Source organism: Comamonas aquatilis, from assembly GCF_965139575.1.
Classification (GTDB): Bacteria; Pseudomonadota; Gammaproteobacteria; order Burkholderiales; family Burkholderiaceae_C; genus Comamonas; species Comamonas aquatilis.
In genome coordinates, this window is sequence record NZ_CBCSIW010000037.1 from 1 (window position 1) to 13,480 (window position 13,480).

General features: G+C 54.5%; 19 protein-coding genes. 12 read left to right on the plus strand and 7 right to left on the minus strand.

Features of this window, described 5'->3' with window-relative positions:
* Window positions 1–225, minus strand: a 225-nt coding sequence (locus tag ACNAZA_RS22035) for a Rha family transcriptional regulator (RefSeq protein ID WP_415798651.1), incomplete at its 3' end; no start/stop codon positions are given.
* 11 nt (window positions 226–236) lie between these two features.
* A complete protein-coding gene (locus ACNAZA_RS22040) occupies window positions 237–680 on the minus strand; it encodes a hypothetical protein (protein WP_415798632.1) in 444 nt (147 codons plus the stop codon).
* A gap of 215 nt (window positions 681–895) precedes the next feature.
* On the opposite strand from ACNAZA_RS22040, the gene ACNAZA_RS22045 reads away from it, so the two are divergent.
* Window positions 896–1,132: a hypothetical protein gene (locus ACNAZA_RS22045; RefSeq protein ID WP_415798633.1), complete on the plus strand. Its 237-nt coding sequence runs from the start codon at window positions 896–898 to the stop codon at window positions 1,130–1,132.
* 149 nt (window positions 1,133–1,281) lie between these two features.
* Here the strand turns inward: ACNAZA_RS22045 and ACNAZA_RS22050 are convergent, their stop codons facing one another.
* Window positions 1,282–1,536: a helix-turn-helix domain-containing protein gene (locus tag ACNAZA_RS22050; RefSeq protein ID WP_415798634.1), complete on the minus strand. Its 255-nt coding sequence runs from the start codon at window positions 1,534–1,536 to the stop codon at window positions 1,282–1,284.
* A 100-nt stretch (window positions 1,537–1,636) separates the two neighbouring features.
* Here ACNAZA_RS22050 and ACNAZA_RS22055 point away from each other — a divergent pair, with 100 nt between their 5' ends.
* Window positions 1,637–2,170 (plus strand): helix-turn-helix domain-containing protein, encoded by a 534-nt coding sequence (locus ACNAZA_RS22055; protein ID WP_415798635.1) that lies wholly within the window; start codon window positions 1,637–1,639, stop codon window positions 2,168–2,170.
* 6 nt (window positions 2,171–2,176) lie between these two features.
* Here the strand turns inward: ACNAZA_RS22055 and ACNAZA_RS22060 are convergent, their stop codons facing one another.
* Window positions 2,177–2,422, minus strand: a complete 246-nt coding sequence (locus ACNAZA_RS22060; protein ID WP_415798636.1) for a hypothetical protein — start codon at window positions 2,420–2,422, stop codon at window positions 2,177–2,179.
* Window positions 2,391–2,711, minus strand: a complete 321-nt coding sequence (locus tag ACNAZA_RS22065) for a helix-turn-helix transcriptional regulator (RefSeq protein ID WP_415798637.1) — start codon at window positions 2,709–2,711, stop codon at window positions 2,391–2,393. The genes ACNAZA_RS22060 and ACNAZA_RS22065 overlap by 32 nt, the downstream gene beginning before the upstream one ends.
* 546 nt (window positions 2,712–3,257) lie before the next feature.
* On the opposite strand from ACNAZA_RS22065, the gene ACNAZA_RS22070 reads away from it, so the two are divergent.
* The 3 genes from ACNAZA_RS22070 to ACNAZA_RS22080 all read left to right on the plus strand — a co-directional run bounded on the left by ACNAZA_RS22070 (window position 3,258) and on the right by ACNAZA_RS22080 (window position 4,254).
* The gene (locus ACNAZA_RS22070; protein ID WP_415798639.1) at window positions 3,258–3,563 is read left to right on the plus strand and encodes a hypothetical protein; all 306 of its coding nucleotides are present in this window, start codon (window positions 3,258–3,260) and stop codon (window positions 3,561–3,563) included.
* Between the two features lie 112 nt (window positions 3,564–3,675).
* Window positions 3,676–3,894: a hypothetical protein gene (locus tag ACNAZA_RS22075; RefSeq protein WP_415798640.1), complete on the plus strand. Its 219-nt coding sequence runs from the start codon at window positions 3,676–3,678 to the stop codon at window positions 3,892–3,894.
* A gap of 129 nt (window positions 3,895–4,023) precedes the next feature.
* Window positions 4,024–4,254 (plus strand): hypothetical protein, encoded by a 231-nt coding sequence (locus ACNAZA_RS22080; RefSeq protein WP_415798641.1) that lies wholly within the window; start codon window positions 4,024–4,026, stop codon window positions 4,252–4,254.
* A gap of 664 nt (window positions 4,255–4,918) precedes the next feature.
* On the opposite strand, the gene ACNAZA_RS22085 is transcribed toward ACNAZA_RS22080, so the two are convergent.
* Complete coding sequence (locus ACNAZA_RS22085) at window positions 4,919–5,278, minus strand: hypothetical protein (protein ID WP_415798642.1); 360 nt, start codon at window positions 5,276–5,278, stop codon at window positions 4,919–4,921.
* Window positions 5,279–5,668: 390 nt separating this feature from the next.
* On the minus strand, window positions 5,669–6,304 hold the full coding sequence (locus ACNAZA_RS22090) for a hypothetical protein (RefSeq protein ID WP_415798643.1): 636 nt from the start codon (window positions 6,302–6,304) through the stop codon (window positions 5,669–5,671).
* A gap of 1,063 nt (window positions 6,305–7,367) precedes the next feature.
* Between ACNAZA_RS22090 and ACNAZA_RS22095 the strand changes: the two genes are divergently transcribed.
* The 7 genes from ACNAZA_RS22095 (at window position 7,368) to ACNAZA_RS22125 (ending at window position 13,290) form a co-directional block, all read left to right on the plus strand.
* Window positions 7,368–7,631, plus strand: coding sequence for a hypothetical protein (locus tag ACNAZA_RS22095; RefSeq protein ID WP_415798644.1), 264 nt, complete (start codon window positions 7,368–7,370; stop codon window positions 7,629–7,631).
* 69 nt (window positions 7,632–7,700) lie between these two features.
* A complete protein-coding gene (locus tag ACNAZA_RS22100) occupies window positions 7,701–8,687 on the plus strand; it encodes a recombination-associated protein RdgC (protein ID WP_415798645.1) in 987 nt (328 codons plus the stop codon).
* Window positions 8,688–8,695: 8 nt separating this feature from the next.
* Complete coding sequence (locus ACNAZA_RS22105; RefSeq protein WP_415798646.1) at window positions 8,696–9,178, plus strand: hypothetical protein; 483 nt, start codon at window positions 8,696–8,698, stop codon at window positions 9,176–9,178.
* A gap of 561 nt (window positions 9,179–9,739) precedes the next feature.
* Window positions 9,740–10,933 carry a GGDEF domain-containing protein gene (locus ACNAZA_RS22110; RefSeq protein WP_415798647.1) on the plus strand — a complete coding sequence of 398 codons (1,194 nt, stop codon included), beginning with the start codon at window positions 9,740–9,742 and terminating at the stop codon, window positions 10,931–10,933.
* An 80-nt stretch (window positions 10,934–11,013) separates the two neighbouring features.
* Window positions 11,014–11,553, plus strand: a complete 540-nt coding sequence (locus tag ACNAZA_RS22115) for a hypothetical protein (RefSeq protein ID WP_415798648.1) — start codon at window positions 11,014–11,016, stop codon at window positions 11,551–11,553.
* Between the two features lie 66 nt (window positions 11,554–11,619).
* Window positions 11,620–12,720 carry a hypothetical protein gene (locus ACNAZA_RS22120; protein WP_415798649.1) on the plus strand — a complete coding sequence of 367 codons (1,101 nt, stop codon included), beginning with the start codon at window positions 11,620–11,622 and terminating at the stop codon, window positions 12,718–12,720.
* A 36-nt stretch (window positions 12,721–12,756) separates the two neighbouring features.
* On the plus strand, window positions 12,757–13,290 hold the full coding sequence (locus tag ACNAZA_RS22125) for a DNA N-6-adenine-methyltransferase (protein WP_415798650.1): 534 nt from the start codon (window positions 12,757–12,759) through the stop codon (window positions 13,288–13,290).
* Window positions 13,291–13,480: the final 190 nt, after the last annotated feature.

Genomic DNA, 13,480 nt, shown 5'->3' on the forward strand with positions numbered 1-13,480 from the left:
GGCGCTGTAGCCGGTCAAGAGCGTGTCTGTCAGCTCACGGGGCAGATGAAACTCTGTCTGCTGGCGGTTCATGCCGTCCAGATAGATGCCCTGAAATTTCAGGGGATCAAGTCCGAGCTCAGCAAGCATCTTGCGGATGTCGGCAACAACGTTGTCATGGCGCTTGCCAGTCAGATCCGCAACCTCGCGGCTGCTCATCGTCAGCGGTATGGCCGCTGGCGCCATCAAAGTCACGCTCATCGGCCACGCCCTCCGAATTCGCGGCCCGGAAATGGCACTGCCATTTGTTCCCGAATGTCCATAGCATTGGCCTCATGAAATGCTTTTTCCGCAACCATCAGCGTGTACGTCTTGCTGTGAGCCCAGGAGTACACGCAATCACGCAAGGCAGCGGAGCTGTCCTGTTTGCGGGCAGCAGCCTTTTGGCGGAAAAGCTCCGCCGTATGGGTGTCAATCCAAGTCTTGATGGGGAAATCCAGCTTCCCGAAGGAACCAGCAATGCCGCGGGCAAACATGGGCGTGTGATCCACAACGTCCACTTGCTCCGCTGCGTGATCCAAGACCTCCTGGGCGTCCTCCGGGGAAAGCCCCTTGAGGGCATTCATCACAGCGCCAAGGGCCGCGTTCTGGGCCTTGGACAGGTGCGAGAGTTGTTTGATGCGGGTATTGGAGTCAGCCATGTGTGACCTCCTCGTGCAGGTTCTCCGCGCACTCCGCTTTATGAACGGTATGGCGATAGAAGTTGTTAAACAGGTGCCACAGCGGAGAACCCACTGGGTAGCGATTGGCCAAAGCCAAGGAGATTTGGTTTTGCGCAGCGTGCTGCGCCTGGGTGCCCACCGCCTCCCGGGGCAGAATGGAAGCTCCTACACAACCATTCCCGGGAGGGGCAGACATGAACGAAAAATTAGTACTCGACGAACTACGCACAATCAAACTGATGTGTGTAGCCAACTTCATCGAGCTGCAGGAAATCAGGCGCAAGCTGGACATTGCAGAAGCAGGCCGCGACGACAGATACGAATACGCCAACCACACGAAAGAGCATGTGAAGGCTCTATCCGACAAGATCCACGGGCTACTCAAGGACGATCTCCACCATCTTTGGGAGAGCACGCTGGGTCAAAGCTGAACTTTTGCTCATCCAATCGGCGTCGGACGCGGGCCAACAAAATCTGGGCCTCGTCCAGTACATACCCAGCCTCAAAGAACGACAGCCCATCAAGCAAGGCCAATACGGCCTGTGCCTTGGCCTTAATCTCTGGCGGGGTGATTAGTTGCTTATGCATTGCCCACCTCCTTGGTCGGGGTGGAGGGCTGCGCCAGCTCGGGCAGAGGCTTGTTTGAGTAGATGTGATCGAAGGTCAGTTCCAACCCAAGATTGGCCGCAAAAGAAATCAGCCTGCGGGCGACTTCTGGCGTTACGGTCTGCCCCTTTTCATAGTGACCGATGTTTCCTTGGGTGCATCCAAGGCCATCGGCCAACGCCTGTTGGGTCAAGCCCAAGCGCTCTCGGATCGATTTGAGGTTGTGCATCCCTCAATTATGAGTCCGACTGATAACTAAATCAACAGTCTGACTGTTTTGAATTAATGAGCCCCACTAATACCCTCGTCTGCCTATGCCAGCACTCCCATTGACTCCAGAGCAGAAAGCAGACGCTGCGCGCCTGAAACAACTGTTCCAGCGTTGGAAGGCTGATAGGCGCGCTCAAGGGTTGCAGTCCAGCCAGGACACATTTAGCGACCAAGTAGGGTTTGGCCAGAGCGCGGTCAGCCAATATCTCAATGGCAAGATCCCACTGAATCCTGCCGCCGCCGCGAAATTCAGCAAAGCGCTTGGCTGCCAGATCAGCGATTTCAGCACCACCATTGCTGCCGTTGCGAGTGAAATCGGTGATGCCGCTCTTCAGCCTGGTCATGAGGCCAACCGAGCTGGCGGCATGGACATGACGGAACTATCAAAACTGGAAATGCAGTTAGTTCTGATGTTCCGCGAGCTGCCCAGTCAGGCAAAAGATGAAGTGATCAGCTTGACCAATCAGCTGCGCAACTCCGTAAAACCGGCGAGGTCTGCAGCCAACCCCTACCCCGGCATACCTGCTCCTAAGCAAAAACCAGCGCCAGCACCAAGGGTCAGCCACAAGAAGACCGAAAGCGCAGAGCACTGAACTGCATCAGCCTACCGCGCGGCCTTGTCCAAGAATGTGATCAGGGATCTGGTCAAACTTGTAAACAGGGACCAAGACGCTGCAGCGGTTTTTGATCAGCGCGCCCAAGGCAACCATATCCTCCAGCTGCTCGGCGGTCAGATTGTCGGCCATTTTTGCCACCATCGCTGCATAAACCTCCGGCACATAACGCACACGAGGGTGCTTGCCCTGGTATGCCTCAATCTGGTCTAGCAACTCTTTCGCGTCCATTCTCTCTCTCCTGTTGTGATCGAACGGGCCTGCATTGGCCCCTCATCAAGTCTTGAGCCGTCACCTGCTTGAACGGCTCTCCAAACAGCAACGAATGAGCGCATGCGCAATACATCGTTGCCAGTTCGCCCAGCTGCCGTGCAGTGGGGCAACTAGCCCCTGTCTCCCATTTCGACACAGCCTGACGAGTCACACCCAAGGTGTGAGCCATGAAGTCCTGCGATAGCTTGGCGGCAACGCGCGCCCTTTTAAGGCGACTTCCAAGCAGCTTGTTTGAATCAGTATTCATGAGCGTTACTGGTTTTTTATACAGTATTGCACAGTGCCTTGCGCGCTGCAACTGCAACTTTCAGTTGCGCAACGCACAGTTGCGCAACCCTGGGTTGCGCTAATCAAAAGCTGTTTGTAAACAACAACTTGATCGTGAAAGGAAAAATATCCACTCAATTAATTAGTCCGACTGTTGTGTTTTTTATAATTCCGACTAATAATTTGTCCATCGCAGCAACAACCGCTGCAATGGGTGCCAAGTGATCGAGCTAGCTCCCAGGTTCATGCTCATGCAGCAGCACGGCTGGATAAACACAGGGCACCGCGGGCGGCAGCGGGATACAAAAGGTCGTCGTGCGCTGTAGTCAGTACTGCTCTGCCCCCGGATGGGATCGGCAACAGGAACATCAAAGGTCACGCGAAGTCCAGACCCTGGGGCTAAGTACGGGGGTGAGGCGCAGGCGCGCCAAGAAAAGAAACGTGCCATGCCGGTTGGAATCCCGGCACAAACCAGAGCGTCTTAATTTAGGGCGCTGCGGTTTGACCACCACCAAAGGAAAACACCGTGAAACAAGCGCTGTATGAAAACCAAGCTCAGCATGACCCGGCTCCAGTCCCTAAAGCCACCCAAGTTGAGGAAGCCCTGAGCCGCTTGGAATCGCAGGCATGTCAGCTGCGCGATATCGTGAGCCGAATGTGCACCCGTCTTGATCCCATCCTGATCCCGACTGGCGTAGGCGCTGTTAGTCCTCAAGGCAAGGAATCCCAAGCGCAGCCTGCTCCGCTGGTGCTAAAGATCGACGGCCTTACCGAATTTCTGCGCGCCTCCTACTCAGACCTACAGGATCTGGACCGCCGCCTGGCACTCTGACCCCAGGTGATCACCCACATTTGCGCAAGCAGCCCCAGCCCCTGAGCGAGATCAGGGCGCAAACCAGAGCCTTGCGTGCAGTGCTGCGGTTTGCAACTCAAAAGGTTCAGCTATGGAAACAGTCAGCACCAAGAAGCCGCCCAGCCCCAACAGCCCGAACGGATGCTGGGATCGCCACGGCTACCGTGTTGAACGCACCGGCCAAGCCATGGGCGCGCCGACACGAAACATCTACGGACCTGACGGCACCCTGGTGCTGGCAGATACCGACTACGACGAGGAAATGGCCTACTGCCGCGAGCATGGCCTGCTACGGCCATCCCAAGACTGACGGAGACTCCGGTTAACGCAGCTTGAAAGCTCCGCTACTTTCCTGACGCCGATTTTGGAGAGTGACTTTTAAGGAGTATTGTTAGTCTAGGGAATCATCTCGATTCGCCACCTGAGATCGGAGGTCTGTATGTCTTTCGTCGATAAAACGATATTCAACATACGCGCAAGATCTCCAGGCGCCAAGAAAGATGATGCTGGCCAAAACGTCTCAGACGGCGGCCACATTTTTTCCCAGCCATTCCAAAATGGCGTTGAGACGCAAGTGCAGACTCCCGCGCAGTTTCTCTCCAAGAAAATCGCAAGAATCTTGCACCAAGCAGACCTTCACAAGGTCGCGCTCGCTCGCTTAAAAAAGTGACCAGGGGTCAATGTGTTCTAGCAGTTTGTTTATCAACGAAGCGGCGAATTTTGGCGTGACGTGTGGCCAACTCTTCTTGATCCTGTATCCAAGCTCCCGCACAGACCCTGAATCACATGGGCGGCAAATCAAAGCACGATGGCCACTATCAGGGTGCAAGCATTTACTTACAAGACCAAGTGAATCCGTCGCAATCGCCTACGGACCTCGGTGCAATAAGCGCCCATGATGTATCCATCACTGGTCCTCCGACTTTCTGGATCAACTGAAGCTTATGTGAAAGGGCTCAAAGCCCAATCGGCAAGCACCAGTCCAATACATCGGGAAGAACCAACCAGAGGCAACCAGGCCAACACAGCCTGGTACGAAATGAGCATCAGCAACAAAGCGATCCGCAAAGAACAAAGCTACTTGGCCAACCAGAACGAAGTGACTGAACACCCGCTAGAGCAGCGACAGTACCGTAGCCTGCATTGGCCTCTCCAGATGGGGCAACCGATCAAGAGTCCGAACTTTGAACAACAGCAGTCCAAGTGCAATAAGCGGCAATTAGGGGTTTAAATGAAGCCCGCTGCCAGCGTCCAAATGCATTGACTGTCAACTGGACTTCTTGATCGGACCCCACACACTCCTACTTCGACCGAATCGTTTTGCCACTCGGCTTCTAATGTGGATGACTTGCCATGCTGGAGAGCGCAGGCATGCTGAGCAAAATATGCATGGCATCTATTCCATCCATTCGCTGGATAACGATGCCTCCATCGGCCTGAAAGTACGCATCAATCTTGGGCTCATCGTTGCCGTGAAGATGGAGTGTCCCGCTGGCTGCAGGGTACTTCTCGGATTCAGGCGCCAGCTGCCACTCAGACAGCTCCCGTAGGTACTCTCGCGGCATCCCCATAGCAGTGCAAACATCTATCCACTTGGTTTTGAGCAGATGATGAGCTTCACGCTGAGTGCGGCAAGGCTGGGAGTTTTCCAATTGACCAATTAACGCGCTAATACGCAATTCAAAGGTTTCCATATCGCCTCCTGGTCCGAAGAGACAGTACAGGAAGATCGCCTGCATTGGGCAGTGTTACAAGCCTTTAGCGTAAGAAACAAGACGTATCTTTGTCGCTCTTGCACTATGAACCCGATTTCCATGTGCAGATAAGTCTGCCTTGGAATTGAAAACAAGAAGCTAGATCTTTTGCTACGCCACCATTCGGTGGCTTTTTTCGCCTGGAAGTTTTGCAATGCGAGCGTTAGCCAAGCATGCAGCATGCATCTGCCTTCTCCCGCAGGGCTAAGCAGCGCCATGAAGTGAGCGCGCCACAGGGTTCAACTCCCAGCGATAACCATAAGCCGTAAAGCAATTGGATTTAGTCAAGCACAGTTAGACATCGTCCTCGCAAGAAACCGGCTTCGGGCTTTAGAGCGATTTAAAAGTAAGGTGCTCCAACGTTACCCCTATTACTGAATCCCCGTGCCACCGTGCGGAGCATATGTCCATACGCGCTCTGGTAAAGGTGGTCTGAATCGTCTTGTTGTCACCACTTTTGGTTGTCCAAGCTTGAGTGACATCTCCGTTTTGGGCTGACAGCTTCTCACCATTAAGGAATCCGCAAGGAATTTCATATGTTGAATTCGAGAAAGAGCCTTCACCGAACTTAGCGACCACCTGAGCGACCAAGGTTGAAACCACCGAACTCCGCCCTCTAGCAAACACTGATATGGCGTTGAGCACGCCATCCTTGAAAGCAAGGCTGAGATCAATTGGAGAGGATGAGAGCGGCGTCACCAACTTACTTACGTACCGCTCTACGCCAGGATCCTGGTCCGAGTTTCTATTGAACGTTCGATGCATTCGAGCTGCCAAATACACGTCACCATGAGTAAGGGCCTCAACCTCAGCTTTGCTCATTCCGAGCTTTAAAGGGCCAATACCGACAGGGCCGGTTTCATTTTCAGCATTGGGTTTAAGAGTTGCCGCTTTCCCGGCGGCTACTGCAGGTGCTTGCCCTAACAATACAAGAGTTACCGCAACCGCTGAAAGCAATGTTTTCATCGCCCCCTCCCAATGTTGCAAAAACAAGCAATAGTCTCAGTAAATCTTGCGGTGATTATTTCAGTCTCTTGATCCAAGCATAAAAGGGACACGGACACCTAAATTCCAGGGTTTTCACTTGGCCACTACCGCCCTTCGCCCCCGAAAGGGCTGCTAAAGAGGCGTCTGTACCCAAGGCATGGCTTTGACTGATATGACCAAGGCTTGGATTGAGCGTTGAGGTTGCACGTTCATTGATTTTCGATTGAAAAAACAATGCGAAAAATGTAACCAAATGGTTGCACATGCGTTACAGTAAGTAACACCCGTCCGCCCCTGGCCGAACCTTACGACGACACCTTCAAAAAGCACTCAGCAACCTCTCGCGAATTAACTTTTGATCCTAGGAGAATTCATGCCTTGCAGAGCTGTCCACCAACTTATTGAAGACGATCATGCACAGCGCCTGTGCGGAAGAGAGGTTCTGTGAAATGGCAGCACATCCACGCACTGCTCCTTGTAGCCGCTCTGGCAGTCCTGCTGGTCGGCCCAAACCTGGGACCAAACTTCTGATAGCCACACAGTGGGTGTTGACCGTCTTCGGTATCTTTTGCTTGATCGGCGTGGCAGTGATGATGGCTCTCAAGCCCGATGAATGGCCCATGTGAAAGTAATCGTATAAGTTTTTTCAACAGCGCGGATTTAGTTCTTCGCGCTTTCTACCTCCACCCCTCTCAGCCCGCACCTACGCGGGCTTTTGTTTTTCTGGGAGACCATATGAGTACAACCAGCAATTGGGCCATCGCGGCCCTGCTCACCATCGCTGTTGGAGCTATCGCAGCCAACACTGATGCCAGGTCGCGCGACCCAGCTGTGACAGAGCTTGCCAAGGCAGTGCCTGCAGGCGTCTGCCCTGCTGGCCACTCAGCAATGTGGATCAACAGCTCAACCGTCGAATGCCTGAGAGAACTGCCATGAACACCATTGTCAACCTGCTGATTGCCTCTGGAATTGCCGCTCTCTCGTTGGGTTGCGCACTGATCATTAGCGGCGTGCTGCTTTGAACCCAAAGCCTCAACAACCAATGAACCGCATCAACCTCTCCGAACTGACCGAGGACGAATTCAAGGCCCGCATCGCAAGCGGTCAAACCATGAAGCTGGGCGATATCAACGCCGCTCTAGCCCTGCTGCATGTCGATGGCAGCAATTTGGTTGAGCTTGGCATCGACACCCGCGAGGAGTGCGGCGCCATACACATTGAATCTGCAGACTTCCGGCTTCTCTGTAGCGCCCTGGTTCTGCACATCCATGCGCTATCGGCAACCTACAAGCACCGGCATGGCTGAACTGCGCTGCACTCTTGTCAATTCACCACCCGCCTGCTGACAAGCGGGTTTCGCATTTCTGGAGCTCCAATGTTCAAGAGCATGATCATTTACCGCATTGCCGAAAGCTGGCAAGGCGACCTGCAGGCGCTGGAAGATGCGCTGCAAAAGACGGTGTTTGCCGAATGCGGCGCAACCCAGGAGCGCAGCGTGGGCTGGACATCGCCACGCGGCGAGGCCCATGGCTTGCTGGCCGAGTCGGTGGCCGGCCAATGGGTGATGCGCTTCATGAGCGAATCCAAAATGCTGCCCGCCAGCGTGCTCAACCGCAAGGCCAATGAAAAGGCCGCGCATATTGAGGCCACCGAGGGCCGCAAGCCCGGGAAGAAGGAGAAGAAGGAGCTCAAGGAAGAAGCCAAGCTGGATCTGCTGCCCATGGCTTTCACCAAGCAGGGCAGCATGTGGGTCTGGATCGACCCGCAGGCGCGCACCCTGGTGCTCGATACCAGCGCCCAGGGCCGGGCCGATGAGGTTGTCACGCTGCTGGTGGAGGGCTTGGCCGGCTTTAGCCTGGCATTGGTGGACACTCAGACCAGCCCACAGGCAGCTATGGCCCACTGGCTGATGACGCAGGAGCCGCCGGCGGGCTTCACCGCAGACCGCGAAACTGAGCTGAAGGCGGCCGACGAATCCAAGGCCGTGGTGCGCTACGCCCGTCACCCGCTGGATATTGATGAGGTGCGCCAGCACATTGAGCACGGAAAACTGCCGACCAAGCTGGCTATGACCTGGGACGACCGTGTGAGCTTTGTGCTGACCGAAGGCCTGCAGATCAAGAACATCACGCTGCTGGATACGGTCATGGACGGCAACAGTCAGGACGATGGCGGCTTTGATACCGATGTGGTCATTGCCACGGGCGAGCTATCGCGCCTGATTCCCGATCTGATTGAGGCGCTAGGCGGCGAAGGCCGCACCGGCCTGGGCCAGCTGCCCGCCTCGCTGGCAACCAGCGCCAGCACAACCGGCCCCAAGGCCACGCCAGCCGACACCGCCCACGATGAACAAGCGTTTTGAGGATCACCATGACTGCCCAGGAAACTCACCCCGGCCTGCTGGCCATCAATCTCCAAGCCAAGTTTGTAGCAACACGAACCCAGGCCAGGACACTGCGCACCAAAGCGGCCGGCATGCGCCGTGAGGCAAAAAATGTGGCATTGAGTGTGGACGCGGCCAAGCTGCGCCGTGAGGCAAAGCCTTTGACAGAAGAAGCCAAAGGGCTGGAAATTCTGGCCGCCCACCAAAAGGCCGAAGTCGTAACCCACACCACGGCAGCCACTGAACTGCTCAACAAGCGTATGCCCCCCGAGTTCGCCGCCTGGGGAATCATGAAGACACGCGCCTACACCAAGGTGCTCGGAGTGCTGGTGGCCCAGCAAAAGCGCATCCACCCCAATCTGCCGCTAGCTACGCAAGCGATTGGACTCCTGCTAAGTCACCAAACATGGAGTGAAAGCATGTTGCCCAAACTCGCAGCAATCAAGCATGTGCCAAGGTCCTTGCCCTAGCCAGGTGTTGACCTGTTCTTTGAACGTCAGCAAGGTAGACAACCACCTGCTCTTGAGAGAAGTGCAATTTGAGCATCGCGAGTCTGTGGATCAACTTCCAGTGAGCGCGATAGGCATCCAGATGCTGAGATGCCCTTTGCAGCTCTCTTCCTACTACGTATTCGATTGCATCTCCCGTGATGGAAGCACTATGGTCAGCAGCAGCGCCCACGAAAACGAAGCGAACTTTTCGTGGGCTCATCTCATATGTCGGATGCGCATCCATCTGTGTCTCCATAAATCAGACCTGCCAAGACAATCGCTTTTGAGCGACACAGAACAGTGCCGCCACCCTGGCGGTTATCCCTTGAATCAATGCATGACTTCTGTAGGTGGACATGATTTTTGCAAATCCGCTTCGTCACAAAGTCAACTTATCGACATTTGAATCAAATTGTTATCAAATATGAATTTGATGCTGAATTCATCTGACTCTGGCTTAACGGTAGTTCACGGAAAAGAATAAAAATAAGAATTTTTACGATTTAGATCGTTAAATTTTTAGCCAATGCAAGCTATTTTATGTTTATAAAAAACGTAAATATTTTTTTACTCGTACCATCGCTCAGCATTTTATTGCTGGCAGGAATATTGGGTGCTCTATGGATTATTAATAAAGACCAACGATTTTTATTATGGCTATGCTCTTCGTACGCATTGGTAGCCATACCCCTCGGATTTCAAAGCTACGCGACAATCGAAGAACTCAATCGCTACGCCTTGCCTTCGGGTGTTTTGTATTTATCCAGCGCATGGTTTCTTTCCATGAGTTTTACAGAACGCCGACAAGTTCCTTCACAACCCCAACTGGCGTCTCTAATAGGGGTATTCACCTTATCTGTCCTTGTTTACTATAGCAGCATTGAGCCAAACATTTGGGCTAGATTGCAATCATTTAGTTTTGGTGCTGGTTTGATTCTTTTACTCCCAATAAAGTCCGCTTTCAAGAAAGAACAGCCAAAAGATTGGATAAATCAAACATTGCTCTATTCTTATATATTTTTCTCCATCTTTAGTATTATTCGACCAGTATTAATACCATTTTTTGGGTTTAAAAATATTGGTGATTTCTCCAAATCAATTTACTGGCTTGTCACAGCGATGAGCATCGTATTTTTTGCACTACTATTTACAACCCTTATATGTTCAATAGCAATCCGCGAGATGTTAGATCAGCTTCGAAATGAACGAGATCATGATTCGCTTACGAAAATTTTAAATCGCCGATCATTTCAAGAAGCCGCGCAGAGACGGGTAAAAGACAAGCGCCTGTACCCCATTGCATTGCTGGCCGGCGATCTTGATCACTTCAAGTATGTGAATGACACTTGGGGTCATGGTTGCGGAGATCAAATTTTGCAGCTGGTATCTTCTACGCTTCAGAGAAATATTCGGGCAAATGATCTGGTTGCCCGCTTTGGCGGCGAAGAGTTTGTTCTGCTATTGACGCGCATCGATTTGAGCAGCGCAGAACAAGTCGCAGAGCGCATTCGATTCGAAATTAACTCTGACAAGTCGGTTCTTCCTGAGGGATCGAAAATCACCATCAGCTTTGGAATAGTCCCTATCACTGGTCCCTCTCATTTGGAGAGCGCGCTAAAGGAAGCCGATGAACTGCTCTACAACGCCAAAAACGCAGGCCGTGATCGTGTGCATATCGCCGGCAAAATTTATCCGGATATTGACTTACGCCCCATGCAGGAAGCGAAAAATTAAAGCCCGCCGTCGTAACTGACAACCACTTGATCCCAACCCCAAGCCCGCCACTGAGCGGGCTTTTTGCTTTCTGGAACCCTATGCTTACCTGGGAAGAACTGAAAAAGCTACGCGAGGACTTTGAAACCGCATATGCGCGACACGCTAAGCGCTATGTGGGCCTAGCAGGCACCGTCGAGGAAATTGCGGAGCTTGTGAAGAAAGACCGCAACGGCCCCCACTATCGCAATGAAAAGTGCGACTACGCCTGGATCGGCTACCAACTGGCCCCGATCCCCAAGAGCCTGTCTACCCCTGAATTCCTGGCCGACCTGGATCGCGCGCAGTTGCATCGCTGTGTGGAAATGGCAAACGAGCGCCTGGAAAAGCTGGAACAGGTCGCCAAGGTGCAGGTCTGGCTACTGATCGTTGACGGTGTGCGCCGCTACACCGCCACCAGCTCAGCCGAGGCAATGAGCTGGCTTGGTCGCTTTGTGGCTGCGTATGAGGCCGCGCCCGATCCTGACCTGCTGGATAGCGAGCGCCGCCCCGTATTAATCGAGACGGGCAAGGTGCACGCCGACGAGCTGCCCGTGATGCTTTCAGTGAACGATAAGCCCGAAGCCTTTGCCAAGTGGTAGCGGAGCACGAATTCAACTTACCACCCCAGCCCGCCGCCGCGGGCTTTTCTCATTCTGGGAGCCAATATGCAAGACAAGATCACTCTGGCCATTGATGCGCTGGCATCAGCAGCGTTCATTGAGGGCGGTGTGTCGCCTGAGAACACCCTGGCAGCCCGCGACCTAACCGAGCAGCGCAAGCGTGAACTGCTGGCCAGCATCGGCGCGCCCTGCCTGCACCAGATTCAGGAGCCAGCACCCAGTCATCAGCCTGTCTCGGGTCAAAGCCGCTTTACTGGCCAAAAATGGGAGCCTTGCGCGGCTGAGCATGTAGCCATGGTGCTGGCCACCCCACATGAATGGCAAGGCTATGAGGTGCGATACCTCTACGCCGCCCCTGCCGAAGGCTCCGTTTCAAACGCGACCTTCCAGGCAGCGCCAGCAGCCGTGGCCGAGCAGGCTCTGCTGAAGGTTCTCCGGGCAATCCAGCGCTATTTGCCACCAGACGGCGTAAGTGGCCAAGACACCCTGACAGAAATTATCGGCATCGTTGACCCGTGGCCGCTTGGGGCAGTGCCCGCAGCCGTGGCAGTGCCTGAAGGGCGCGATTCGGTGTTGCGCGACCTTACCGAGCACGCATCCCAGGTCGATGACCACACGCCCCAGTCGTTCGCCAGCGGCGTGAAGAAACTTGCAGCTCGCGCCCGCGCCGTGCTTGCCGCCACCCCGGCAGCGCCTGCAGCAGCCGCGCCAGTGGTGCTGCCTGAGCCGTTCGCTTTATACGACGGGGAGAAATGGTACGCGAACGAAGAGGCGGCCATCTGCTCCTGCGCCAACATGCAGAAGCTGCAAAAGGTCTACACAGAGCAGCAATTGCGCGCCCTGCTGGCTACTGCTACCGGACTTCCCGCGCAGGCGACTTGGCTGCAGCCCAAGGGCTTGGAATCCCTGCAGCGCTTTGAAGAAACGGCCAGCGACAACCAGGGCCACGACATCGGCAAGGCGGCAGTGGCGCGGCTTGCTGGCTTCGGATGCCTGCAGTCGCACGGCTTCGGCGTCTACAGCATTACCGACTTCGGCCATTTCGTGATGGACGACTGGGAGCACGCCCGCGCGCTGCCATTCCGCACCCAGGCAGAGCGCGATGCAGATCAACGCGCCACTATCGCGGCAGCAAAGGGGGAGTGAGGCATGGCAGGCATTGGAAGCCACCAGAGCTCCCGCATGAAGAACGACGAGTGGCTGACACCGCCGCACGTTCTTCAAGCACTCGGAGCCTTCAACCTTGACCCGTGCGCGCCAGTCAATCGCCCTTGGGAAATGACAGAGCAACACTACACCGCGCATGACAACGGCCTGCAAAAGCCATGGCATGGCCGCGTGTGGCTCAACCCTCCCTATGGTCTTGAGGCTGCTCAATGGCTGTCGCGGCTGGCCGCCCATGGAGCGGGAACAGCCTTGATCTTCGCCCGAACAGAGACAGAAATGTTCTTTGAGAACGTGTGGAGCAAGGCCAGCGCGCTACTTTTTTTAAAAGGCCGTCTGCATTTCCACCATGTCGATGGCACACGGGCAGCGGCCAATGGCGGCGCACCCAGCGTGCTCATTGCCTACGGCGAGATGGATGCCGAGATTTTGAAAACTTGCAAATTGCCTGGGGCATTCGTGCCTTTGATCGCGCACCGTGCCAGAGACTGTCAGCGGCCAGAGTGCATGTCTCGCGGTTGTTTTGGTCACTGCATGAAAGTCAAAACATGAGCCGCAAACGAGACATACGCCGCGCCCGCCGTGAGCGCGATCAAGAGAAACGCAACCCCGAGTGTTGATTTCCACCCAGAAGTGACCCACTAGCCCCCGGTGGGGATGCGGACAAAAACTTGGACTACCAGGAGGTAGTTCATGTACTCATACGCAGACAGGATTCGTGCAGTTGAGCTTTATATCAAGC